20 protein-coding genes are annotated in these 26,735 nt (G+C 34.5%); 14 read left to right on the top strand and 6 right to left on the bottom strand.

Going from position 1 to position 26,735, the window contains the following annotated elements:
• Positions 1-106: 106 nt before the first annotated feature.
• The 10 genes from THEWI_RS12730 to THEWI_RS12685 all read left to right on the top strand — a co-directional run bounded on the left by THEWI_RS12730 (position 107) and on the right by THEWI_RS12685 (position 12,228).
• Positions 107-1,186, top strand: coding sequence for a D-alanine--D-alanine ligase family protein (locus THEWI_RS12730; protein WP_003867631.1), 1,080 nt, complete (start codon positions 107-109; stop codon positions 1,184-1,186).
• A 27-nt stretch (positions 1,187-1,213) separates the two neighbouring features.
• Positions 1,214-1,636, top strand: a complete 423-nt coding sequence (locus THEWI_RS12725) for a YwiB family protein (protein WP_014063678.1) — start codon at positions 1,214-1,216, stop codon at positions 1,634-1,636.
• Between the two features lies 1 nt (position 1,637).
• Entirely contained in the window at positions 1,638-3,326 is a 1,689-nt protein-coding gene (gene argS, locus THEWI_RS12720; RefSeq protein ID WP_014063677.1) for an arginine--tRNA ligase, read from the top strand.
• Between the two features lie 55 nt (positions 3,327-3,381).
• Positions 3,382-4,026 (top strand): MBL fold metallo-hydrolase, encoded by a 645-nt coding sequence (locus tag THEWI_RS12715; protein ID WP_014063676.1) that lies wholly within the window; start codon positions 3,382-3,384, stop codon positions 4,024-4,026.
• A gap of 762 nt (positions 4,027-4,788) precedes the next feature.
• Positions 4,789-6,246, top strand: a complete 1,458-nt coding sequence (locus THEWI_RS12710; protein ID WP_014063675.1) for a TolB-like translocation protein — start codon at positions 4,789-4,791, stop codon at positions 6,244-6,246.
• Positions 6,247-6,391: 145 nt separating this feature from the next.
• Positions 6,392-7,327, top strand: coding sequence for an ABC transporter ATP-binding protein (locus THEWI_RS12705; RefSeq protein ID WP_014063674.1), 936 nt, complete (start codon positions 6,392-6,394; stop codon positions 7,325-7,327).
• Between the two features lie 10 nt (positions 7,328-7,337).
• Complete coding sequence (locus THEWI_RS12700; protein ID WP_014063673.1) at positions 7,338-8,453, top strand: ABC transporter permease; 1,116 nt, start codon at positions 7,338-7,340, stop codon at positions 8,451-8,453.
• The gene (locus tag THEWI_RS12695; RefSeq protein WP_014063672.1) at positions 8,454-9,593 is read left to right on the top strand and encodes an ABC transporter permease; all 1,140 of its coding nucleotides are present in this window, start codon (positions 8,454-8,456) and stop codon (positions 9,591-9,593) included. It begins immediately after the preceding gene.
• Positions 9,594-9,679: 86 nt separating this feature from the next.
• Positions 9,680-10,483 carry an REP-associated tyrosine transposase gene (locus THEWI_RS12690; protein ID WP_014063671.1) on the top strand — a complete coding sequence of 268 codons (804 nt, stop codon included), beginning with the start codon at positions 9,680-9,682 and terminating at the stop codon, positions 10,481-10,483.
• A gap of 473 nt (positions 10,484-10,956) precedes the next feature.
• Positions 10,957-12,228 (top strand): MFS transporter, encoded by a 1,272-nt coding sequence (locus tag THEWI_RS12685; protein ID WP_014063670.1) that lies wholly within the window; start codon positions 10,957-10,959, stop codon positions 12,226-12,228.
• Here THEWI_RS12685 and THEWI_RS12680 read toward each other — a convergent pair whose 3' ends face one another.
• The 5 genes from THEWI_RS12680 to THEWI_RS12660 are packed head-to-tail and all read right to left on the bottom strand — an operon-like array spanning position 12,229 to position 17,899.
• On the bottom strand, positions 12,229-13,194 hold the full coding sequence (locus THEWI_RS12680) for an ABC transporter ATP-binding protein (protein WP_003869652.1): 966 nt from the start codon (positions 13,192-13,194) through the stop codon (positions 12,229-12,231).
• Positions 13,191-14,174: an ABC transporter ATP-binding protein gene (locus THEWI_RS12675; RefSeq protein ID WP_014063669.1), complete on the bottom strand. Its 984-nt coding sequence runs from the start codon at positions 14,172-14,174 to the stop codon at positions 13,191-13,193. Before THEWI_RS12675 ends, THEWI_RS12680 begins: the two co-directional genes overlap by 4 nt.
• An 11-nt stretch (positions 14,175-14,185) precedes the next feature.
• Positions 14,186-15,115, bottom strand: a complete 930-nt coding sequence (gene opp4C, locus THEWI_RS12670; RefSeq protein WP_014063668.1) for an oligopeptide ABC transporter permease — start codon at positions 15,113-15,115, stop codon at positions 14,186-14,188.
• 12 nt (positions 15,116-15,127) lie between these two features.
• On the bottom strand, positions 15,128-16,093 hold the full coding sequence (locus THEWI_RS12665; protein WP_014063667.1) for an ABC transporter permease: 966 nt from the start codon (positions 16,091-16,093) through the stop codon (positions 15,128-15,130).
• Positions 16,094-16,153: 60 nt separating this feature from the next.
• Positions 16,154-17,899: an ABC transporter substrate-binding protein gene (locus THEWI_RS12660; protein WP_014063666.1), complete on the bottom strand. Its 1,746-nt coding sequence runs from the start codon at positions 17,897-17,899 to the stop codon at positions 16,154-16,156.
• 284 nt (positions 17,900-18,183) lie between these two features.
• Between THEWI_RS12660 and THEWI_RS12655 the strand changes: the two genes are divergently transcribed.
• The 4 genes from THEWI_RS12655 to THEWI_RS12640 all read left to right on the top strand — a co-directional run bounded on the left by THEWI_RS12655 (position 18,184) and on the right by THEWI_RS12640 (position 23,894).
• A complete protein-coding gene (locus tag THEWI_RS12655; RefSeq protein ID WP_014063665.1) occupies positions 18,184-19,902 on the top strand; it encodes an IS1634 family transposase in 1,719 nt (572 codons plus the stop codon).
• A gap of 550 nt (positions 19,903-20,452) precedes the next feature.
• Positions 20,453-21,127 (top strand): beta/alpha barrel domain-containing protein, encoded by a 675-nt coding sequence (locus THEWI_RS12650; RefSeq protein WP_003869657.1) that lies wholly within the window; start codon positions 20,453-20,455, stop codon positions 21,125-21,127.
• Between the two features lie 50 nt (positions 21,128-21,177).
• A complete protein-coding gene (locus THEWI_RS12645; RefSeq protein ID WP_014063664.1) occupies positions 21,178-22,311 on the top strand; it encodes an aldo/keto reductase in 1,134 nt (377 codons plus the stop codon).
• A gap of 299 nt (positions 22,312-22,610) precedes the next feature.
• Positions 22,611-23,894: an SH3 domain-containing protein gene (locus THEWI_RS12640; protein WP_014063663.1), complete on the top strand. Its 1,284-nt coding sequence runs from the start codon at positions 22,611-22,613 to the stop codon at positions 23,892-23,894.
• 213 nt (positions 23,895-24,107) lie between these two features.
• Here THEWI_RS12640 and adhE read toward each other — a convergent pair whose 3' ends face one another.
• The gene (adhE, locus tag THEWI_RS12635; protein ID WP_014063662.1) at positions 24,108-26,726 is read right to left on the bottom strand and encodes a bifunctional acetaldehyde-CoA/alcohol dehydrogenase; all 2,619 of its coding nucleotides are present in this window, start codon (positions 26,724-26,726) and stop codon (positions 24,108-24,110) included.
• Positions 26,727-26,735 lie beyond the last annotated feature (9 nt).

Below are 26,735 nucleotides of genomic sequence, written 5' to 3'. Positions count from 1 at the left end.
CTTCTTCTTTCCCGGCTTTAAATTTATAAAAAAATTTTTCTTGAATACATATTCTTAAAAGAGTAGAATAAAGATAATGTAAGAAAAATTAGTGGAGTGTGAGAGAATGGCGAAGAAGAAAATAGCTGTTTTATTTGGTGGACAATCGGGAGAACATGAAGTCTCTTTAATGTCTGCAAAGTCTATAATAAACAACCTTGATAAAGATAAATACGAGATTTACATGATAGGTATTACAAAAAAAGGAGAATGGTATTTATATAGAGGAGATGTAGAAAAAATAGAAACCGGAGAATGGGAAAAAGAAGGAATTCCTGCAACTATGGGAGCTTCTACGAAGTATAGAGGAATAATAACTTTCGAAGACGGAAAAAATGGTTTTTATCCTATAGACGTGGTATTTCCTGTTTTGCATGGACCTAATGGAGAAGATGGGACTATACAAGGGCTTTTAGAATTATTAGATATACCTTATGTAGGAGCTAATGTGCTTTCTTCTGCTTTATGCATGGATAAAGTTTTCACAAAAAGGATTTTTAAGGAAGCGGGGCTACCTACACCTGATTTTGTAGTAGTATATAGAAAAGAGATTGAAGACTTAGAAGCTATAAAGAAAAAAGTTGAACACTTGGGATATCCGTGCTTTGTAAAACCTGCTAATTTAGGTTCTAGTGTTGGTATTACCAAAGTCCACAATGAGGAAGAACTTCCTGGGGCCTTGAAATTAGCTGCAAAATATGATAGAAAATTGTTGATAGAAAGAGGAATAGATGCTAGGGAAATTGAATGTTCCGTGCTAGGTAACGAAAATCCGCAAGCCTCTATTGCAGGAGAAATTGTTCCTTCTAATGAATTTTATGATTATAATGCTAAATATTTTGATGGGGGTAAATCTCTTCTCTTAATACCTGCACCACTTCCAGATGAAAAAATGGAAGAGGTAAGACAATTGGCTATAAAAGCATATAAGGCGTTGGATTTGAGAGGTATGGCGCGAGTAGACTTTTTGATGGATAGAAACACAGGTACCCTTTATCTAAATGAAGTTAATACCATTCCTGGGTTTACGAAAATAAGCATGTATCCTAAACTGTGGGAAGTAAGTGGAAAGCCGTATTCAATATTATTGGACGAACTTATAAACTTAGCGATAGAGAGCTATAATGAAAAATGTAGGGAATGGTGAGAAATAAGGGAAGAAGGGGAGAGGTAATTGAAAAAAGCGATTATATCTGTAAAAGGTACTCAAAAAAACGATCAAAATGAATCTGATACAATAGAACTTATTACAGAGGGTAGTTTCTATATTAAAGGCAATACCTTTTATGTAGTATATGAAGAAAGTGAACTATCAGGAATGGATGGAACTACTACTACTTTAAAAATTACAGAAGACAAAGTTACATTATTGCGGTTTGGTACTAACAAATCGAAAATGGTTTTTGAGAAAAACAAAAGATACGAATCGGACTATGATACTCCTTATGGGAAAATTCCTTTAGGAATACTGCCAACAGATGTAAAAGTGGCTATGTCGGAAGCTGGTGGTGAGATTACTATAAAATATGCTCTTGACCTTAATAACAAGACTGTGAGTAATAATGAACTATACTTAAAAGTGCGGGAGGTAAACTGATTTGGAAAACATTATACAAAAAGTAAAAGATGAAATAAAAGACATGGTGACTATCGCTATTAAGAATTCTGTAAAAGAAGGTTTGATGAATATAGAGGTTATTCCAGAGATAGAAATAGAGGAGCCAAAAGAAAAACAACACGGTGACCTTGCAATAAACACAGCGATGGTAATAGCAAAGCAGGCTAAAATGCCCCCTAAGAAAATTGCGGAAATCATTGTTTCAAAAATGGACCCTTCAAATACTTTTATAGAAAGGATTGAAATCGCAGGACCTGGCTTTATCAATTTCTTTTTGAAGGATAAATTTTTGGAAGAAACTTTAAAGCTCGTTTATGAACGAGGGAAAGATTATGGACGAGTAAACATTGGGAATGGCAAGAAAGTACAAGTGGAATTTGTATCGGCAAATCCGACGGGTCCTATGCATATGGGAAATGCAAGAGGCGGTGCTTTGGGAGATGCCTTGGCGTCAGTACTTGACTATGCAGGATACGATGTTACAAGGGAATTTTATATAAACGACGCAGGAAATCAGATAGAGAAGTTCGGATATTCACTTGAGGCAAGATACCTGCAATTATTGGGCATACCTGCTGAAGTGCCCGAAGGAGGCTATCACGGAGAGGACATAATAGATAGAGCGAGAGAGTTTTTAGAAATATACGGAGATAAATATAAAGATGCGCCATCAGAAGAGAGAAGAAGGGCCCTCATAGAATATGGACTTAAGGAAAATTTAGAAAAAATAAAAGAGGATTTAGCTCTTTACGGTATAGAATATGACGTGTGGTTTTCTGAGCAATCTCTTTATGACAGCGGAGAAGTGCATAAAGTAATTGAAGATCTTAAGCAAAAAGGGTATACTTACGAAAAAGACGGGGCTTTGTGGTTTAAAATGACATTATTTGGCGCAGAAAAAGACGATGTATTAGTTAGGTCTAATGGAATCCCTACTTACCTTGCATCTGATATTGCATATCATAAAAATAAATTTATAACTCGCGGATTTGATTGGGTTATAAATGTTTGGGGTGCGGATCACCATGGCCATGTTGCTCCTATGAAAGGAGCGATGCAGGCACTTGGCATAGACCCTGACAGGCTTGACGTTGTTTTAATGCAGCTTGTAAAACTCATAGAAGGCGGTCAAGTTGTTAGAATGTCCAAAAGGACAGGCAGAATGGTGACACTACGAGATTTAATAGATGAAGTGGGCAAAGATGCAGCAAGATTCTTTTTCAACTTAAGGTCTGCAGACAGTCCCATTGATTTTGACCTTGACTTGGCTAAAGAGCAATCGAATGAAAATCCAGTATTTTATGTGCAGTATGCCCATGCGAGGATTTGCTCCATAATAAGGCAGTTAGAAGAAGAGGGTGTAAAGATAGATAATATAGATGAAGTAGATTTAAGCCTTTTAAAAGAAGAAGAGGAAAAAGAATTAATTAAAAAATTGGCATATTTCCCTGAAGAAATTACTATTGCTGCAAAGACATTGGCACCTCACAGAATTACGAGGTACGTACTTGATGTAGCATCGCTTTTCCATTCTTTTTATAACAGTCATAGAGTAAAAGGCGTAGAAGAGGATTTGATGAAAGCAAGGTTTGTGCTCATATTAGCAGTAAAGACTGTTATAAAGAACGCTTTAGATATATTGAAAATAACAGCACCAGAGAGAATGTAAAAGGCGGTTTTTCCGCCTTTATTTTGTGGTATAATATGGTTAGGAGGTGTTTTTTATGAATATAAAATGGTTGGGACATTCGAGCTTTAAGTTGACATCTGAGAAAGGCACGGTTATTGTTACAGACCCTTTTGATGAGTCGGTTGGCTATCCTATGCCAAATGTGAAGGCAGACATTGTGACATCTTCTCATTCCCATTTTGACCACAATTACTTTAAAGCAGTAAAGGGAAACTTTGATATTGTTGACACAGTAGGAGAACATAATATAAAAGGTATCAACATAAAAGGTGTAAATACATTTCACGATGACGAACATGGTGCAAAAAGAGGTAAAAATATAGTTTTTGTCTTTGATATTGATGGAATCAGAGTCTGTCACATGGGAGATTTGGGACATGTTTTAACAGAAAAGCAAGTTGAAGAAATAGGACCAGTTGATGTTCTACTCATTCCTGTTGGAGGCTATTATACAATTGATGCAAAACAAGCGGTAGAAGTGATGAACCAGTTAAAGCCTAAAATAACTATACCAATGCACTATAAAACGGAGTTTATTAATTTCCCTATTGATACTGTGGATAACTTTTTGGATATGACAGGTGGCAAAAAGATTTTATCCACAGAAATGGGTATTACTAAGAAAGATCTAGAAAGTGAGCCAAAAGTAATTGCTTTAAATTATCAATATTCTGTATAATTTAAAATGAAGTACAGTTCCTTTGTTTTCACTAAGAGCTTTAGCTTAAACTAAAAAAGTGGGTATCTCATTCCTTTATACGTGTCATTCTAAGCCGGAGCGCAGCGAAGGCGAAGAGAATACTAGAATGACATAAGGATGAGAGTGTCCTTTAAAATTTTTTTAAAAACAAATGAATATAAAAAGACAAAAAGGGCAATATAATAGTGTAAGGTTCGTAATGGTCGAGCCAAGATCATCACAGGACGCAAGTTCTGTGATGGTCGGCCAAAGATTGGTATTCGATCAAAAGGTCGGATGCTAGTCGGCGGGCAGATTATAATATGTCCATGTAGAGCCTTAATTTTAAGGCTAAAAAGGATGTATTATAGTCGAGCTAAGACTATTATAGGTGCCGCAGGTCGAAGTACGTCATGTACTTAGACTGGAGGCCTTATGCAAAGTGCATAAGGTTTCTAAGGTATCTATAATAGTCGAGCATAGGTCAGTATGGGTTTTGCAATACCTTGCCTTTTAAGTGAGGTATGAAGAGATTTGTACTGGCTGAAGCGAAGACCATTACGAGCCTTACTTTTTTATTGGCATAACACAGACACAGACAAAGGGGACGGTTCCTTTTGTCTGAAAATCAAAATAAACGGACAAGAGGAACCGTTCCCTTTGTCTGAATTTTTAAAAATAGATGATGTGGAAATTTTTGTTTTATTATGATATAATCGTTTTAAAAAGGAGGGAAAAATTATAAGATTAGAGGGATAGTAAATGAGAAAATTATTTTTATTTCTTACTATGGTGATGTTCTTTTTAACTTCCTGTGATGTAGTAAAGCTTAAAGAATCATCCACAACTAGGAAAGAACCACCTATAAGGCTGGTATTTTCACTTCCTAATTCAAGCGAAGATTTTGATAATACCCTTTATACCGTCCTTTTGTACGACAGCAATTCTAACAAAATAGCAAGTGAATTTTTAAAAAATAAACGCATTGGATATTATAAATTATCACCAAGACAAGACAAAATTGTTGTGGGAATCCATTACGATGCTGCTTCATTTGAATACTATGTGATAAACATTGATGGCAGTGCTCCAGAAAGACTTACTCTTCCTGTAAGAGATGGAATATATCCAGTGTGGAGTAATGGTGGGGAGTATATCTATGGTATTTCACCGGATTCTTTAAATGCTAAGAGTGGGTATATATTTTCTTATGATGTAAATAAAGGAACATTTGAGAAGTATCCTTTAGAAAGTGAAATAAATTCTTGTGGCAAAATCAAACCATATTTTGACAATAAAGGGGTGCTGTTTATTTGTGATAACAAAATAAACTATCTAAATTTTGAAAACAAGGTCGTAAAGCCGGTTTACAGTTTTAACGGAAGTGTAACGTATGGGAGTTTAGATAAAAGTAGAACTATATTTGTGCTAAACGATGAGAAAAACTGCTTAGATGTTTTGGATGGAAATAACTTCAAAATAATAAAAACGTACAAAAACATTTTAAAATACAAATTTTATTCGCTTGACAGTATGGCATTTCCGGATGGTGAACATGTTATATTCAAGATTTATAAATATGACGATAAAGGTAATTTTATAGGCGCACCTATAGTAAGTGTTGATTTAAATGGAAATGTGAGGGAATTAAAGGAAAGCGATAATTTGGAATGGAATTCAGTGAAATTTGTTTCTGAAAGCAAGCTGGCTGGCGTTAGTCGAGCTGAGAAAGTACTCTTTTATGATTTAAATAGCTTTCAAGATATGCCCTATATGGAAACGGTACTTTGCCGCAATAATGAGATTGGTTATTTAAAAAAACTCAAGATTGCTCTGCCAAATGGGTGGAAAGAGAAATTTACAGGCGGAAATGAAATTTATATCTTAAATTCAAAGGATGAAATTAACGGTGGTATATATGTTATAAGTTATTACAAAGACCAATATTTTGGAGGTTTTCTTCCAAATCACAGCGAACTTTTAAAAGAAGAAGATATAAAAACTCCTATCGGAGAAGGAAGAATTGCCGCTTTGAGGAGAAGCCCTCCTGCTGCTTCGAATGATCCTACAACATATATTGAGATTTTTGGAATTATTCCAATTGCAGACAATGATTTAGCTTACTGCATATGGCTTGGACCATTAAAGGATGATGTAAAAACTATAAATGAGGCTGTAAGAATAATGGAATACATGATAAAAAATTTAAATACAATGTGACTTTAGTCATGAGGAAATGGTGACTTTGTATACTACAAAACTTTCACCATTTCCTTTATTATATTCCTAGAAAATCAAATCAATTTCAGACAAAAGGGACGGTTCCCTTTGTCTGAAAATTTATTTTGTAAGGAGAGGATGTTTCATGAAGATAGTTAAAATGAAGGATGTAATAAAAAGGTTTGGTGATGTTATAGCTTTAGACAATGTAAATTTAGAAATAGAAGAAGGAGAAATTTACGGCCTATTGGGTCCTAATGGAGCAGGGAAGACGACAGCTATAAGCATAATCTGCGGCTTGCTCAATTTTGATAGAGGAGAGGTGTATGTTTTTGATAAAAATATACGCAAAGAACCGGAATTCATAAAGAAGAGTATAGGTATTGTGCCTCAGGATGTGGCTATCTACGGAGATTTAACAGCCTATGAAAATGTCCAATTTTTTGCAAGCCTTTATGGACTTAGGGGAAAAGAGCTAAAAGAAAGTGTAGAGATGGTATTAGAGTTTGTAGGTCTTTCAGATAAAGCGAAAGAAGTACCAAATAAATTTTCAGGTGGTATGAAAAGAAGGCTAAATATTGCCTGTGCCATTGCCCATAGACCTAAATTAATAATAATGGATGAACCTACAGTAGGTATAGACCCTCAATCGAGGAATCACATTTTGGAATCTGTTAAAAAGTTAAATGAAATGGGTAGTACAATTATTTACACAAGTCACTATATGGAGGAAGTAGAGGCTATCTGCACGCGGATTTCTATAATGGACCATGGCAAGGTTATAGCTGAAGGAACAAAGGAAGAACTTACTTCAATGGTTACAGATGTGAATACAGTTTATATTGAAATTGGCTCAATTGATGGAATAAAAGAGGAGGAATTGAAAGGAATAAAGGGTGTAAAAGCTGCTGAGATAAGAGATAGCACGATAAAGATAACAAGCTTAAAAGATGTGAGCAATTTTGATGATATAATCCACTATTTTATTTCAAAAAATATACCAATACGTAACCTAAGAAACGAAATTCCCGATTTGGAGACAGTTTTTCTTACCCTGACAGGAAGAAAATTGAGAGATTAGAGGTGAAAATATGAGAATCCTTACTATAATGCTTAAAGAAATAAAGGAAATTCTTTATGACAAGAAGGTAATGGCTATTATGATACTATTGCCAATAGTTCTTATTGGAATTTTAGGTTTTGCGTTTTCGTCAACATCAGATATAAAATTAGGGGATATAAAAGTCATATATACAGATGAAGGAGATACGATACTTTCACAAGGTTTTGATATTTTCATTAAAGAAACTGATAAAATGGGAGTAAAATTTGTAGAAATAAAAGATGTCAGCAAGGGAATAAGTGAAATAGAAAAACGCAAATATGATGGTTATGTTTTTTTAAAAGGTAAAGATATAACTTTTTATAAGAATGCACATGGAGATATAAAAGCGGAGATTGCAGCAAGTATGATTGACTCTTTTGCTGATACTTTTAAAGGAATGACAGCTATAGCTTCACAAAATCCTGCCTTTCTTAAAAATAGCGGCGATATAAATTCAAATAGAGAATTTATAAAAATAACCTCTATTGACAGAAAAGTTAAACAAACATCATTCGATTATTATTCTGTTACAATGCTTACTTTAATAATTTTATACGGTGCTATGAGTGGTGTCTTTTCAATAGATATGGAAAGGACAAAAAAGACAGGGCGCAGAATATTAGCTTCTCCTATTAAGAAATATGAAATATTGATGGGGAAGGTGTTAGGGGTAACTTTTTCTGTTTTTATACAGGCCTTGATTATTGTTCTTTTTAGCAAATACATCTTCGGAGCTAATTGGGGAAAGGATATTGTAACAGTTTTTGTGATTATAATTAGTGAGATAATTTTTGTGGTGGGCTTGGGAGTGAGTTTGGGGTTTATTATAAAAAATGGAGCAATGGCACAAGGTTTACTAAACGGTATAATTTCTTTTATAGCCTTCTTAGGTGGTTCTTATATTCCTGTAAAAGAAATGGGAAGTCAGTTTATTGAGAAATTTTCAAATTTTTCTCCAATTACATGGACAAATACAGCCATATTTAATGTGATATTGGGAGGCAATTATCAATATGTACCTACAGCCCTCATGGTAAATTTAATTCCTGCAGCTTTTTTCATAGTGTTGTCAGCTTACTTATTCAGAAGGGAGGCTTTTTAAGTGAGAGAGCTATTTTTGGTTATGAAGAATACAGTAAAGTTGTTTTTTAGAAGGAAAGGGAATATTATTTTATTGATTTCTGGTATTATAATTCCATTTTTCTTTTTGCTTTTTACCTATGGTGGCAGCGGGCAACTTAGAATAGGTGTTGTAAATAGAGATAAAAGTCAGATTTCAACAGATTTAATTAATTCATTGGAAAAAACGGATAAATTCAAGGTTGTTTTTCTGAAAGAAAATGAGATAAATGATAAAGTATCGAAAGGAGAAGTTGACAGCGCTATAGTGATTCCTCAAAGATTTGAAGAAGAAATTTTGAAGGGAAATCCAAAGGATGTAGAGATTGTATCAATAAAAGGGGAAGAAACCACCTTATTTTTGAAAAGTTATCTTGACCGCAAGATAAATGTTCTTTACAATTTAAGTAAGGCATCTGAAGGAAATAAAGAAAATTTTTATAAGATGTACGACCTTTATAAGAACAGTCCTTTTAGCTTGAAAACATATATTGTTGAAGATATAGGGAAGATGGCAGTGGCAACAACAAGAAGTTTAGGATTTTTTATAATGTTTTTGATGTTTAGCACTTTTAATATTTCTAATTTTGTACTTGTGGAGAAGAGAGATAAAACTTTTTACAGAATTTTTGCTTCTCCTTTAAAGCCAAGAACTTATTTAGTGAGCAATTTCTTTGTAAATTTAATTTTGACAGTTTTTCAAATAGCTTTTATACTTGCGTTGATTACCTTTATATTAAACTTAGGTTTTACAAAAGCGACATTTGATGTTTTTTTAGTACTAGTTTCTTTTGGAATAACCTCTATTGGTTTAAGTTCAATGATAGTTGCTTTTTCACCCTCTACAAGTTATTCTAATACCTTGTCTACTTTAATTATTACACCTACTTGTATGTTAGGGGGAGCTTTCTGGCCATTATATTTAATGCCAAAATCATTTCAAAAGCTTTCTGATTTTATACCACAGAAATGGGCAATAGACGCTATAGAAAAAATTCAAATGGGTGGTAGTTTAAGCGATGTTTATATGAATATAATCATACTGTTGGCTTTTGCATTAACCTTTATCCTGTTAGGAATATATAAAATTAAAACTTCTGAAAAAATGGGAGATTTTATCTAATTTATATGTTATAATCAGACAAGGGAGACTAAAGACAAGGGGGACGGTTCCTTTTGTCTGAATTATTATTTTTGGAGTGGATATAAATGCCTAGAAAGTCAAGAGTTAAAAGCAAGAGTGGATATTATCATGTGATGTTGCGGGGAAATGAAAAGAAAAATATATTCAGAAGTGATGATGATAAAAATCGCTTTATAGAAATATTGGCAGAGAAAAAGCTAGACGGGAAGTTTTATTTAACTGCTTTTTGTCTAATGAGTAACCATGTTCATTTGATGATCAAGGAAGGCAATGAAGATTTATCAGGTTCTATTAAGAGGATTGCAGGAACTTATGCTTCTTATTTTAATAAAAAATACGATAGGACAGGGCATTTATTTCAGGATAGGTTTAGAAGTGAGCCAGTTGAAGATGAGAGTTACGTTATAGCATTAGTAAGATACATTCATCAAAATCCGGTAAAAGCGGGACTAGTGAAAAAAGTTTCTGATTATAAGTGGAGCAGTTATAGCTGTTATCTTAGCGATAATGATGAAATGTGTCAAATTGTAGATACAGACTTGATTTTAGGTATTTTCTCTGATGATAAAAAGAAAGCTATAGAACAGTTTAAGAAATATATGGAGCAGACAGAAGGCAATGAAGTTTTTATCGACATTGAAGAAGAAAAAATGAGTACGGGAGAAGCCAAAGAGTTATTTAAAGAAATGGCGATGGAATTTGGGATTAAAGATATAGAAAATCTGGAAATTAAAAAACGTAAAGAATGGCATGACTTAATAAAAAAATACAGAGAAAAAACCGGACTTTCAATTAAAGATATTGCTTCTATTGCTGGGGTGACTAGGTATAGTATACATAAGATTTTGAAAGAAAAAGGCAAAGCCTGACTATATAGCCTGATTAAATTTAAAAGATCAGACAAGAGGAACCGTCTCCTTTGTCTGTTCCCTTTGTCTGCAGACTTAATTTTGGGGATTTTCTCAAAAGACAAGGAAAAGGCACTCAAATTGCTCTTTACTTTTCCCGCAATAGAGAATTTGACTGATTGCAATTTGCAGTTATTAGGAGTATAATGAAAATAAATTAAAAGTAAAAAGGTGATATTTTATAGAAGACAAAAGTGTTGAAGTAAAAAAGTGCTTTACATAAAATGAGTGTTGATGAAGTAATTCGCAATTTAAAAGTTGAAGTTAACAACGGTAATGGTAGTAATTGGTTTGTCTGTTTTGCTTTCCTTTGGAATCAATGACTTTGTGAAATACCTTTTTTAAGAAGACATGGATAACTTTTGAGTATTTCTAAAGCCGCCTTTTAAAGCGGCTTTTTTGGAGGATATATACGGGAGGAAAGGAGAACATATATGTCGTTCATCGCCCAGGTTAAATTTTTGCCCAAAGAAGTAAAACGTTTTATAGCAACTGAAGCCTTATTGGGTATAGGAATGGGGATTTTTGGTTTAGTATTAAATTTGCACTTGCTTGCTTTAAACGTTTCTCCTGAACAAATAGGAGCTCTTAATTCTGTAGGAACTTTAGTGATGGGGGCAGCTGCTATTCCAGCAGGTTTTTTTGCTAATTATATTGGGAGAAAACGAATTTTTATATCAGGAATAACTCTTACAGGGATAGGATATGGGCTTTTTGGATTAGGGGAATCTATAGGAGTTTTTTATTTGGCACAGATTATACAATTTATAGGAATTTCCTTTTTGATTACAACAGAAATACAGCTTTTATTTTCATATGCTGAGACAAATGAATTGGAAACTGTAAGTTATAGCCTTTTATTTGCTGTTTTTACTCTATTTAGTGGATTAGGTACGCTTTTGGGAGGCTTTATACCAAATTGGTTATCATGTGGTAATACAAAATATCAAAGTTCTGTGTATATATCAGCCGTGTTAATTTTAGTGGCGGCTTTATTAAGAGGGATTTTGTTGCCATGCGTAAACAATAGTTTTGATAAAGGTAAGAGTAAGTTGTTATTGTCAAATATTAGAATTTACCAAGTTTTTGATAAAAAAATTCTTTTAATTATTTTTTATCTTTTTTTGGCGGGTATGGCTTTTTCTACGATAATTCCTTTCCAAAACGTGATTGTGAAATTTCGGATGGGTTGGAGCGATGAATATGTCTCCTATTTGCTTACAATAAATGGGCTAATTCTGTTTTTTGCTTCTATGATAATGCCATGGATAATAAATAAATTTGGAACCATTAAAGCTTATTACTATGTATATGGGATGAATTTATTGTTTGCACTTATATTAGCCTTTAATAATATTTCTGTAATGATGTTTTCAACAATATTTTTACTAAGAAGTGGTAGTTTTACGCTTTTGAATAATATGATAGAAAGTCAAACAATGTCTGTTGTAGAGGAAGAAAAAAGGGATTTTTTTGCTGGAGTAAAATCACTTTTAAGGAGTATAGGATCAGCAATAGCCAGCTATTTAGCTGGCTATATCCTAGAAAATCAAAATTATACTTATCCCTTTCTAATTACGTTTGTAATACTATTAGTAAGTCTTTTGTATTTTGCTATATTTATTAAACCGATTTTTATTGAGAAGCTAAGCAATAGTAACTTTTCTTTTGAAGAAGAAATTCAAAAAGATGTGGAAGGCATCTAGCTATACCAAATGGCAAGCTACGAAATGCCCTCCTCCTACATCTTTGTATTCTGGTACTTGCTCTCTACAAATGTCTTTAGCAAGTGGGCATCTTGTGTGGAATTTGCATCCTTTTGGTGGATTCGCAGGGCTCGGGATATCTCCTTCTAAGATTATTCTTTCTCTTTTTAAGTCTGGGTCTGGAATTGGAACGGCAGACAAAAGGGCTTGTGTATAGGGGTGAAGTGGATGGGCAAAAAGTTCGTCTCGTGCTGCCATTTCAACTATAGACCCAAGATACATTACTGCAACTCTTGTGCTTATATGCTCTACTACACTCAAATCGTGAGAAATAAACAAATAAGTTAACCCTTTTTGCTCTTGCAAATCCATAAGCAGGTTGATTATTTGGGCTTGTATTGATACGTCAAGAGAAGATACAGGTTCGTCTAACACAATAAATTCAGGATCTAAAATGAGTGCACGAGCTATTCCTATTCTTTGACGCTGACCACCAGAAAATTCGTGAGGATAGCGGTCTATATGGTACGGAGCTAATCCGCATATCTCCATTGTTTCTATGACTTTATCCCGCAATTCATTTTTAGAAATAAGGCCATGGTCTAAAAGAGCTTCTCCTATGGCATCTCCTACTCTAAGGCGTGGGTTTAAAGAGCTAAAGGGGTCTTGGAAAACCAATTGCATTTTAGGTCTTAGTTTTCTAAGCTCGCTTTTTTTGAGACTGTGAATAGGAATAGATTTGTAAAAAACCTCTCCGTCAGTTTTATCATACAACCTTATTATAGTACGCCCGACTGTGCTTTTACCACAACCAGATTCGCCAACAAGACTTAAAGTTTCACCTTTATTTATAGTGAATGTCACTCCATCTACTGCTTTTACATATCCTATCGTCCTTTGTAAAATACCGCCTCGTATTGGGAAGTATTTTTTAAGGTTTTTTACTTCTATTAAAGGTTCACTCATTTTTTCCACTCTCCTTCATAGAGCCAGCAGGCGACTTTGTGCCCATTTTCGTCAGCTGTAAGTTGAGGTATCTTTTGGCGGCAAATGTCCATTGCATATTCGCACCTATCGCTAAAATAACAATAGTCTCCTAAACCAATAGGGTTAGGCACTTGCCCTGGGATTGTGTATAGTCTTTCTTGCCTTTGACCAATTATTGGTTTTGCCTTTAAAAGACCTCTTGTATATGGGTGTTTAGGGTTTTTGAAAAGTTCTCTTACAGGAGCTTCTTCAATAACTTTTCCAGCATACATAACCACTACGTAGTCAGCTATTTCAGCAACAATTCCAAGGTCATGGGTTATAAGCATTAAAGCCATATTTCTTTCCTGCTTTATTTTTCTCAAAAGGTCAAGGATTTGGGCTTGAATTGTTACATCAAGAGCAGTGGTTGGCTCATCAGCTATTAAAAGTTTTGGATCGCAACTTAGAGCGATTGCAATCATTATACGCTGTCTCATACCACCGCTTAGTTCATGAGGATAACTTGTCATTATCTGTTCAGCTCTTGGTATGCCAACTTGTTTAATGAGTTCAATAGCCTTATTCCAGGCCTCTTTTTTAGTCATGAGTTTATGCACCATTAAAGGCTCCATTATTTGTTCTCCAATTGTTAAAACAGGATTTAAAGAAGTCATTGGCTCCTGGAATATCATACCTATTTCATTACCGCGTATTCTTCTCATTTCTGCCTCACTTAATTTAAGAATATCTCGCCCATCAAAGATTATTTCGCCACCTTCAATTTTCCCAGGAGGAGACTGAATTAATCTCATTAGAGATAAAGCAGTTACACTTTTGCCGCAGCCAGACTCACCGACAATGCACACCGTTTCCCCTTCTCGTATAGAGAAACTTACATCATTTACTGCTTTTACAACACCTTCTTCAGTGTAGAAAAAAGTTTTGAGATTGTGAAATTCTACTAGATTTTTTGCCATTTTGATTCCTCCTAAATTTTTTGTCTAGGATCGAAAGCGTCTCTTAAAGCATCACCAATGAAGTTGATAGCTACGACAGTTAGCATTATAGCGACACCTGGCGGAATCCAAAGCCATGGACGCTTTGCAAAATCGATCATATTATTTGCAGCAGACAGCATATATCCCCAAGAAGGTGTTGGAGGGATGACACCTAGTCCTAAGAAACTTAAAGCAGATTCTGATAATATTGCGCCAGCTACTCCCAAGGTTGCAGAAACTATGACAGTAGGTAATACATTGGGGAAAAGGTGCTTTATTATTTTTTTACTATCTCTTAAACCTAAAACTTCTGTTGCCAGCATGAATTCCTGCTCTTTTAAACTCAAAATTTGGCTTCGTATAAGCCTTGCAAGACCTACCCAGGATATAAATCCTAAGATAAACATAACATAGTATATTCTTTGAGAGGGTGGAATTTTCAAGTCAGACATTATTGCACCTAGCATGATTAGAATAGGAAGACCAGGCATAGCGTAAATGATATCTGCCAACCTCATTATTATGACATCTAACCAGCCTCCGTAATATCCTGCGATAGAGCCTAATATTCCACCGATTAAAACGATTATCAAAGTAGCTGCAATCCCTATTGTAAGGGAAATTCTACCTGCAAGCATAAGTCTTAGAAGCACATCTCTTCCTAGATTATCTGTACCAAGCCAATGTTCTGCACTTGGTGGTTGATTTCCTTTTGATACATCTATTTTTGCATCCAGATAAGGCGAAAAATAAGGCCCTACAAAAGAGAAAAGGAACATAAAAGTCAAAATTACCAGTCCCAATATGGCGTATTTATTTTTTAAAAATCTATGGAAAGCGTCTCTCCAAATCGAAGGTGCCTTTTTCAGATTATTTTTCTTTTTATAATCAAGAGGTTGATTTACATTGAGTCGATCCAAGCTCTATCCCCCCTATTTAAGTCTTACACGTGGATCAGCAACGCCATACAAAACATCAGCTAAAATATTTGCTAAAATTGTAAGAACAGTTATCAGCATTGTGTATCCTAAAAACAATGGATAATCCCTTATATAAATTCCTTCTAGAACGACTTTACCAATGCCTGGCCAGTTATATATTCTTTCTGTTATCATTGCACCTGCAAATAAGCTAGGTAATTCTAAAGTAAACAAAGTGATCAAAGGTAGAAGAGCATTTCTTAAAGCATGTTTAAAAATAACAGTTCTTTCCTTTAAGCCTTTAGCTCTGGCAGTCCTTATATAATCTTGCTTTATGACTTCTAGCATATTTGCCCTAAAATAGCGGCTTAAGCCCCCTACATTTATTAAAGTTAGAGTAGCAACAGGAAGTACCATGTGCTTTGCAACATCAACTATATGGGCCCAACCAGTATAATTGGATCCTGTTGTTATCATTCCACCTAAGGGGAACCATCTGAGGTCTACTGCAAAAACTTTAAGCATAACAAGTCCTAAAAAGAAAGAGGGTAAAGAGTAAAGAATAAATACAAGCAGGGTAGCTATAGTGTCAAATACAGAATACTGCCGTATAGCAGAATAGATACCTACTATAGAGGCAATCAACCATTCAAAGAACATTATAGCTACTCCCAATATAAAGGAATTCCATATAAAATTATTTATTACCTGTATAACCGGTTTTTTAAACATTAAAGAGTCGCCCAAATCACCTTTTAAGACACCGCTTGCCCAAGAAATATACCTTTCGGGTAGTGGTTTGTCCAATCCATAAAGGGCCCTTAATTGTGCAGCCCTTTCCTCAGTCATCTTAGGATTTTGAAGTTGAGAGGTAACATAGTCACCAGGTGCCATTGCAAAAATTAAAAATATTATTATAGAAGCTCCAATTAATGTAGGAATACTCTGTAGTAGTCTGCGTATAATAAACTGTGTCATTCTATCCCTCCTATAGATGAAAAGCCCGGCCCTTAACAGCCCGGGCTTTTTAAATTTAAATTAGTACTGAAGAATTTCTGCTTGATACAGTGAATAAGTAAAATCTCTGAAGGATGAAATCTGGAATCCTACTACTCTAGCGTTCTTCGCGTTGAGGTCATTTCTCTGATACATGAATATATATGGCAAGTCATCGTTTAACACTTTGTAAAGTTCATGATAAATTTCTTTGCGCTTATTAATATCTGTTTCTTCACGGCCCTTTAGTATGAGTTCATCAACTTTTGGATTTGCATACCCTATTCTATTTTGCGAGCCTTTTGAGAAGAATATTGTATAAGGATCTGGTTCAGGAGTTAATCCCCAAGCCATGAAGTACATTTCAAAATCGCCTTTATTGACCTTGTCAATTATAGCGTTGAATTCAAGAGGTTCTGCCACAAATTCTATACCCAATTCTTTATAGTTTTCTACTGCCATTGGTACTAAAGCATCATTTACTGGATTAGGTGATGAAGCTAAGAAGTGTATTGTAAATTTCTTACCGTCTTTATAGCGATATCCATCAGGCCCTACTTTCCAGCCAGCTTCATCTAAAAGCTGTTTAGCTTTTTCTGGGTTATAGTCGTAATGTATTATCTGAGATTCATCAGGATATGCCCATGATACTTTAGACTGTGGCACATCTCTTACTTCTGCTAAGCCTTGGTATACAGCATCGACTATAGCTTTGCGGTTAAGGCCATAGGCTAATGCTTTACGCACCCTTACATCTTGAAATTTTGGCAGTTTGTGATTGAAAGCTATATAACCATAACCATTAGTTGGAAGCAAACTATAATCAACAAATCCAAGACTTTCAAGTAACTCTACATTATCTTTCTTTGCAGAGATGTTTGAGGTCTCGTAGTCCGTTTCACCTGTTTGTAACATTTGAACAGCTGTTTCATCTGTTGTAGTTTTGTAAATCAGGTGTTTAATTTTTGGAGTGCCTTTCCAGTAATTTTCGTTTGCGACTAAGTCAACTTCTTGACCAGGAACAAATTTTTCAAATACATAAGGACCTGATCCAAGCGGTTTTTCTTCAAGAGCCTTTACTCCATCTAATTTGCCTTTAGCAAAATCTTTTCCATAATAATGTTGTGGGATAACCGGGATATTGAGGTCTGACAAAGATGTTCCGAGAACTTTTTCTAATTGAATTTGTATTGTATGGTCATCTATTACTTTAATGCCTTCAATTTTGTCTGCATTTCCTTCATTATATTCTTTAAACCCTTTGATTCCTGCTGCAGCTAAAGAAATTGGCCCATCATAAGTAGGATCAGCTAGTACATAATAAGAAAATTCTACGTCCTTAGCTGTCAAAGGTGTTCCATCACTAAATTTCACGTCATCCCTTAAATGGAAGGTCATAGTATTGCTATCTTTGTCTACATCCCAACTCTTTGCAAGAGAAGGAATATATGTTCCATCGAAGTCTACATCTAGTAAGCTATCAAACATAGCGCTGTTTACGTACATGTCGTATGATGTTTCAGCATAGAGAGGATTGAAAACTCCTTTTGGTTCATGAAGACCTATTATAATTGTGTCAGTGCGAGACTTTGATGCTTCCGGTATTTTCGAAGTGTCTTTTGCTTTAGTCCAGTTGTCACTATCTTGAACTGAAGCGGTAGGAGTTTTATTTGTTTCTTCTGAAGTTTGAGGTGTTTGGGTTTGTGTCTTACTGCTACATGAAGTTAAAAAGACAGATAGGATAAAAAATAGGGTCACAACTAGAGGAAGCCACTTTTTTCTTAGCATTTTTCCAAATCCCCCTTACATTTTATTTATAATTATATTTATTTTATAGACGATTACTATTATAGCATATTTAATATATATTAGCAACACATTCACTAAAAATGTAAATCCCCCTAGTTTTGCAGCAAATTTTGAATTAATGTAACCCGAAACCATTTATATTACTAATGATTTCGGGTAAAATTTTTTTAAATTTTCGTCAAATTTTACTAGCGTTTTCTGGCGAATTGTGGTATAATAAAAATATAATCCTTCGTATTACAAGATTGTTGAGGTGTTTAAACTTGTATCTTAAAAAAAGTACGAACCGTAAAACAGGCAGAACTTATTTGTCAATTGTTAATAGTTATTATGATAAGCAAACTAAGCAATCTCGTACGTCCACAGTCCGCTCTCTTGGTTATCTGGATGAACTTCTAAAAGAATATGATGATCCAATTGCTTTTTTTACTGAAGAAGTTCGTAAGATGAATGAGAAGAATAATAACGAGAAGCTTTCTATTAATCTCCAGCTTTCTTTAAATGAATCTATGGATTCTAATTATAATGCTCGCAAGAATTTTGGCTATACTGCTTTGAGTAAAATTTATCATGAACTTGGAATAGATAAATTTATAAGAAACAGGCAACGACATTCAAATGAAAAATATGATGCAAATGCCATCATGAAACTACTGGTATTCTCCCGCTTGCTTTATCCTGCTTCTAAGAAAAAAACTTATGAAAACAAAGATATGTTCTTTGAAAAATTTGATTTTTCTTTGGATGATATATATAGAAGCCTTTCTCTGTTTAGTAAACACAGTGATGCTCTTCAGCTTTGGCTTCATGAACGTATTAAATCTTTGTATAATCGCAATACGGAGCTTGTTTATTATGATGTTACAAATTATTATTTTGAAATTGATAAGCAGGATAACCTTAGGAAAAAAGGTGTTTCAAAAGAACATCGTCCTGACCCTATTGTACAGATGGGATTATTTATGGACACAAATGGTATACCCATTACATATAAGCTTTTTCCTGGGAATGCTCCGGATAAAACTACTTTGATTCCCGCCTTAAGTAGAATTCAACGTGAGTATTCTTTAGGCAGAATTATTGTAGTAGCAGACAAAGGGTTAACTACTGGAGATAATATTTGGTACATTCTATCAGCTAAAAATGGTTATGTATTAAGCTATTCTATTCGTAGTGCAGACAAGGATTTTCAAGACTATGTTCTTGATGAAAATGGATATATCGACAAAGGTGATGGTTTTAAAATTAAATCAAGGCTTTATCCAAGAGAAATACAAGTAACTGCAACAAACGGGAAAAAGATAAAAAAGGTAGTGGATGAAAGACAGGTTATTTTCTATAGTCCTAAATATGCAGCAAAAGCTAAGCAAGATCGTGAAGCTGCATTAATTAAAGCGATGGATTTGATTAAAAATCCTGCAAAATACAATAAATCAACAGCATATGGTGCTTTAAAATACGTAAAAAACCTTGCATTTGACCCTAATACCGGTGAAATATTGGAAAGTGTTCGTCAACATTTAGTTTTCGATGAAGAAAGATTACGTGAAGAGGAAAAGTTTGACGGTTACTATGCTATTGTTACCAGTGAATACAAAGAACCCCCTGAGAAAATCATTGAAATGTACCGTGGGCTTTGGAAGATAGAAGAATCTTTCAAGGTAACGAAAAGTGATTTTGAGAGTAGACCGGTTTATTTATCATTAAAGGATCACATTGATGCTCATTTTCTGACATGTTTTATATCACTTGTAATTGCAAGGATACTGGAGCATAGATTAAAGGGAAAATATTCTGTATCAGAGATACTTGAGAGCTTGAGAAGAGCATCTTGTAGTCATATTAAGGAGAATTATTATCTTTTTGACTTTTATAATGATGTTCTTGAGGATATAGGTAAAGAGTTAAGTATTGATTTTAGTAAAAAATTTATGAGGCTGGGAGAGATTAAAAAAATTTTAGGACAAACGAAAAAAAATTAATTTTCACTACAACCTTATGACAAAATTAAAATGCCCTAAACCCTTTATTTTAAAGGTGTTGAGGGCATTTTTTATCCTTTTCTGCTGCAAAAGTCAGGATATATATTAGCAACACATTCACTAAAAATGTAAATCCTTTGTGGATTTTTTTAATTTTACACATGTATTTTTAAAATATATTAAAATACAAACATGAAAATTATTAATTTTTAAATATCTATTTTAATTTTATACAAACTAAGATGATTTTAGTACATATTTTGTGAAATTTTTTCATAAAAATTTAATAAGCCTTCAAAAAAAGTGGCAAAAACACAATACAATTTAAAATTTAATATTATTTTTAAACTAAAATTGTTTTCAAACACTAAAAAGTAAAGAAATAATAAGATAATTTTAATAGTGTTTTCTTGCTTTGTATGGACTTTATACGGTATACGGTAAGAAGTGGATCTTTGAAAAATATGGAATTAATTCTTAAAAGGTATTGATTTATAAACAATTATTGGTATAATATTTTTATAAAATAAGAGCAAAAGATGGTGATAAAATGTCTGATAATTTTGTTCCCGAGATAACTTCACCTTTAAGGCAAAAGATGGTTTTAGTTCCTGAAGTTATTCATCAAAAAGCTTCGGGAATAAAGGTCTATGGTAAATTAATAAAATCCCTTGTTTTTACAACAGATATTGCTTTGATTAGAAATACTAATGCTCATGCTGTTTTAGCAGTATATCCGTTTACTCCTCAGCCAGTTATTACTCACGCTCTTATGATGGCAGCGGATATACCGGTATTTTGCGGGGTGGGTGGAGGACTTACACAAGGAAAGAGAGTTGTTAACTTGGCTCTTGACGCGGAATTTTCTGGAGCAATGGGAGTTGTTGTAAATGCTCCTACTGCCAATGATATAATCAAAAAAATTAGAGCGACAATAGATATACCTATTGTTGTAACTATAGTGTCGGAGAAAGAGGACATAAAAGGGAGAGTAGAAGCTGGCGCTACAATACTTAACATATCTGGTGCACAAAAGACACCTGATTTAGTAAAACGTGTAAAAGATATTTGTCCCGACATACCCATTATTGCAACAGGAGGTCCTACTGAGGAAACCATTTTAAAGACGATAGAAGCAGGTGCTAATGCTATATCCTATACTCCTCCTACAAATGCAGAGATTTTCTCAGAGATAATGGACAAATACAGAAAAGAAAGGGAATAAATATATGATATAATATAGATTAAAACATTTTACAAAGGGGAGAGGATGAGATGCAATACAGACAATTTGGCAAGCTGAATATAGCAGTATCTGCATTAGGATTTGGTTTAATGAGGCTTCCTGTAATTGATAATGATAACAGCAAAATAGATGAGGCTGAAGCGATAAAGATGATAAGGTATGCCATTGACAATGGTGTGAATTATATTGATACAGCATGGCCGTATCATGGAGGTAACAGCGAAATAGTTGCAGGTAAAGCTTTAAAAGATGGTTACCGAGAAAAAACTTTTCTTGCTACGAAACTTCCCACCTGGCTAATTAATGAGAAAGAAGATATGGACAAATATTTAAATGAACAGCTCAAGAAACTTCAGACAGACCACATAGATTTTTATCTTTTGCATGCTTTAGATAAAAATAAATGGGAGAACATGAAAAAAGTTGATGCTTTAAGCTGGGCTGAAAAGAAAAAGCAAGAAGGGAAGATAAGATACATAGGGTTTTCCTTCCATGATGAGTATCCTGTATTCCAAGAGATTGTAGATTATTATGACAAATGGGATTTCTGTCAAATACAGTACAACTATATGGACATAGATGTGCAGGCTGGAGAGAAGGGATTAAAATATGCTGCTTCAAAAGGCTTAGGTGTTGTAATAATGGAGCCTATAAGAGGAGGAAGGCTTGCCAACCCTCCAAAAGCAGTGCAAGACATTTGGGATACTGCAAAGGTTAAGCGTACCCCTGCAGAGTGGGCACTTCAATGGTTATGGAATCAGCCGGAAGTTTCGGTTGTGTTAAGTGGCATGAGCACGTTTGAGCAACTAAAAGAAAATATTGAAAGCGCAAAAAGTTCAGGAATAAATACCTTAACAAAAGAAGAACTTGAGATTGTGAGTAAAGTTAGAAACAAATACAAAGAGCTTTCACCAATTGCCTGTACAGGGTGTAACTACTGCATGCCTTGTCCAAATGGTGTAAATATACCAAGGAACTTTGAACTTTACAACGAAGCTCATATGTATAACACCTATGAAGCTAACCGCAGGGATTACGAAAACTTGGGAGATGCAAAAGCGAGTTCCTGCATTGAATGTGGTACCTGTGAGAGCGTATGTCCACAACATCTTACAATAATTGACTACCTTAAAGAAGTTGCAAATTATTTTGAAAGAGCATAACGAAAAAATAGGAGAAGGAGATTGACAAACTTTGTCACTCCTTCTCGCTTTCTTTTATGTATTAAAAATCTAGATGCCATGATGAAAAGCAGTTAAAAATATTGTTATCCCAAGAAAAGGACATAATATACTCAGTATTAAAAAAATGGCTAAATAAAATTTTTTCTCCATTTAGTATACCGCCCCTTTGTAAAACATATCTCTATAATATAGACGAAAAAGTTCGCTTTTAGTTTCATTTTTTAAAATTTTTCTATAATAGGCGTGTATAAATTTGCATATATGAGAGGAGAGTTTGTATGTTTGAGGTTATTGAAGATATGTTAAGTCCAGAATATTGGATTAGGAAAATAGACAATGCCGGCAAAGTTATTATGACACCACAAGAGATTGAAAACTTTAACAGAAAGATAATAAATAAGGTAGGTATGGTATGTGACATTGAGACATATAAAGAGAGTTTAAAAAAAGATGAGCTTATTAAGTTAATCAAAAGTTATGAGATACCCAAAAAGCCTATGTACAATAGGTACGGCAACCTCATAGAAGAAGACTTTTATGACGATGTAATAGAAAATACAAATTTAGAAAAAATTGAGGATGTAAATCCAGTTAAATACGGTATAGCAATTCGAAATACTTCTATTAGAAGTTTTCCCACGGAGGAAGCTGTTTTTGACAAGCAGGGAGATATTGAATTTGACAGGTTTCAAGAGACGGGATGTCAAGCTTTTGAACCTTTAGTTATTTTACATAAAAGTAAAGATAAGAAGTGGTATTTTGTGCAAATGTATAATTACAGTGGATGGATTAAAGCAGAAGATATTGCAATTGCGAAAGACAAAAAAGAGTTATTTGACTATATAAACTCACTAAGTTTTTTATTGGTCACAGGAAACTATATAAAGACTCAAAGCAATCCCTTTGATAAAAATGTTTCTAAATTGGAATTTACAATGGGTACAAAAATATATCTAGAAAAAGAAAATATTTTACATCAAATTGGCAATCAATCAGTTATTGGAAATTATCTTGTAAAGTTGCCTGTTAGAAATGAAGAGGGAAATCTTGAGTTTAGATATGCTTTAATTTCAAAAAAAGAAGATGTAAATGTTGGATATCTTCCCTATACAAGAGAAAACATTTTGAAGCAGGCTTTCAAACTTATAGGTGATAGATACGGTTGGGGGGATAGTTTAGGAGGAAGAGATTGTTCCAGTTATATAATGTATATCTTTAAGACTTTTGGTATAAGGCTTCCTAGAAATGCAGATGAGCAAGAGGTTAGTGAGGGGAAATCTTATAAATTTACTGAGGAAATGTCAATTGAAGAAAGAATAAAAGTATTTGACAGTGTAAAGCCAGGAGCACTGGTATATATGCCAGGACATGCTATGATGTATATTGGGAAAGAAAAAGGTATCCCTTATATAATACATGACTTTCATGGCTATGGAGAGAAAAAAGAAGACAAATATGAATTTATTCCTGTAAATGAAGTAATGGTAACTTCTGTTCTTTTGCCAACAGCCTCAGGTGTGCCTTTTATAGAAAAATTTACTTCTGTTTTGGAAATAGAATAAAACTCTCAAAGTTTCATCCTGAGCCGAAGCCTTCCTCTTCTATGTCATTCTGAGCCGGAGCGCAAGCCGAAGCGTAGCGGAGCCCAGGGGGGAACCGAAGGGGCTCCGAAGAATCTCAGACCCTAAAGGAATACCCTTTCCTTGAGATTCTTCGTCGTGCTTTGCACTCCTCAGAATGACAGGGAGGGAGGCATTCTCTACTTGTTTTTTAACTTATTCACCATAAGCTTTTCTATATATTTCTGCAATTTCGGATACCAATGGCATTCTTGGATTTGAGCCAGTGCACTGGTCGTTAAAGGCTATATCCGACATTTCCAATATTTGTTTTTCAAATTCTTCTTTATTTATGCCTGCTTCTTTAAGTGTCAAAGGAAGATTAAGCTCTTTCATGAGATTTTTTATCGCTTCAATGAGGCTTTTTACTCCTTCTTCAACTGTTGAAGCAGGAAGTCCCAAGAATTTTGCAATTTCTGCATATTTCTCGGCTGCTTTGGGATATTCATATTGTGGGAATGAAGCAAATTTTTTAGGTAACTCAGCATTGTATTCTATGACATAGGGCAGAAGTATTGCATTTGCTCTTCCGTGTGGAAGATGGAATTTAGCACCAAGTATATGAGCCATACTATGGTTTTTTCCTAAAAATGCATTTGTGAAGGCCATTCCAGCTATGCATGAAGCATTGTGCATCTTTTCGCGGGCGACTTTATCTTGCCCGTTTTTGTATGCTTTAGGTAGATATTCAAATATCAATTTTATAGCTTTTTCTGCGAGAGCGTCTGTATAGTCTGATGCCATTACAGATACATAGGCTTCAATAGCATGGGTTAAAGCGTCCATACCAGTGTCTGCTGTGACAGAGGGTGGTATTGTCATTGTGAGGTCAGGGTCTATTATAGCGATATCTGGTGTTAATTCGTAATCTGTGAGAGGGTACTTTATATTTTTCTTTTTGTCTGTTATAACTGCAAAGGCAGTAACTTCAGAACCTGTACCGCTGGTGGTTGGTATTGCGATAAATAAAGCTTTTTTCCCCAGTTCAGGAAATCTATAAGTTCTTTTTCTTATGTCCATAAATTTTAACCTTAAGTCTTCGAATTTTGTATCAGGGTATTCGTAGAAAAGCCACATTCCCTTCGCTGCATCTATTGCAGAACCACCACCTACAGCTATTAGTAAGTCAGGCTCAAACCCTCTCATTATTTTTACCCCTTTTTCTACAGTGTCAACTGAAGGATCTGGTTCAACTTCAGAGAATATTTCATATTTAATATTTGCCTTATCTAATTGATACGTTACTTTATCTACAAAACCTAATTTAACCATCACAGGGTCTGTTACAATAAAGGCTTTTTTGCCTTTTACTTGTGACAGATATTGTAATGACCCTCTTTCAAAATAAATTTGTGGTGGAACTCTGAACCATTTCATTCTCTCTTTTCTTATAAAAACTCGTTTTATGTTTATAAGGTTATAAACACTTACATTATCTGTTGTTGAATTTCTACCCATTGTACCGCAACCCAAAGTCAAAGATGGGATAGCCGTGTTATAAATATCTCCAATAGCTCCTTGAGAAGCAGGGGCGTTTATAAGAATTCTTCCTGCTCGTACTCTTTTTGCAAATTCATTAATAATTTGTTGGTTTTCAGAATGTATTACTGCAGAGTGACCAAGTCCGCCGAATTCTGTCATTTCTTCACATCTTTTTATGCCTTCGTTGTAATCTTTGACTGTGTATAAAGCAAGTATTGGACTTAGCTTTTCTCTGGAGAGAGGATATTCTGGTCCTACAGCAGGATATTCAGCTACAAGTATTTTTGTGTTTTCAGGTACTTTAAATCCAGCCATTTCAGCAATTTTTGTTGCCGGTTGACCTACAACTGCTGGATTCATTAAACCGGTGTTTTTGTCTATAGCGAATTCTTCTAGCATTTTAGTATCTTCTTTATTGAGAAAATAGCAACCATATTCTTTCATTAATTTTTTCACTTCATCTGCTATTTCTTCGTCTATTATCACAGCTTGTTCTGATGCGCATACTGTGCCATTGTCAAAAGTTTTGCTAAGTATTAGGTCTGAGACTGCTCTTTTAATATTTGCAGTTTTTTCAATGTAGCAGGGGACATTGCCAGGACCTACGCCAAGGGCGGGTTTTCCTGAGCTGTAAGCGGCTTTTACCATTCCAGCGCCGCCTGTTGCGAGGATAAGGGAGACGCCGGGATGTGTCATGAGAAGTTGCGTTGCTTCAATTGAAGGCGTTTCAATCCAACCTATGCATCCTTCTGGTGCACCAGCTTTTAATGCTGCCTCGTACATGGTCTTTGCTGCTTCTATACTACATTTTAATGCTTTTGGGTGAAAGCTAAAAATTATTGGATTTCTTGTTTTAATAGCGATTAAGCTTTTGAACATTGTTGTAGAAGTAGGGTTTGTAACGGGTGTTACGCCGGCTATAACTCCTACAGGTTCTGCCACTTCCATATAATTTTCTTCTAAGTTTTCACTAAGGACGCCGACAGTCTTTTTGTCTTTTATATAATTGTACACATATTCTACTGCAAAAAGATTTTTCGTTATTTTGTCTTCATAAACACCCATTTTTGTTTCTTCATGGGCTAATTTTGCCAATCTCACATGATTTTCAATACCAGCCAAAGCCATAGCTTTAACTATTTTATCTATTTGTTCTTGGGTATAAGACATGAATTTTTCTTGTGCTCTTTGTGCTTTTTCTACTAATTGGTCTATTTGTCTTTTAACATCCAGCGTTTCTTTCACTTCTGTTTTTTCTTTTACTTCTCTTCTTTCTTGTAATAAGTTAAGCATAAGAACACC

The sequence above is a fragment of the Thermoanaerobacter wiegelii Rt8.B1 genome, assembly GCF_000147695.2.
Taxonomy (GTDB): Bacteria; Bacillota; Thermoanaerobacteria; order Thermoanaerobacterales; family Thermoanaerobacteraceae; genus Thermoanaerobacter; species Thermoanaerobacter ethanolicus.
This window is presented reverse-complemented; position numbering and strand designations above follow the sequence as displayed.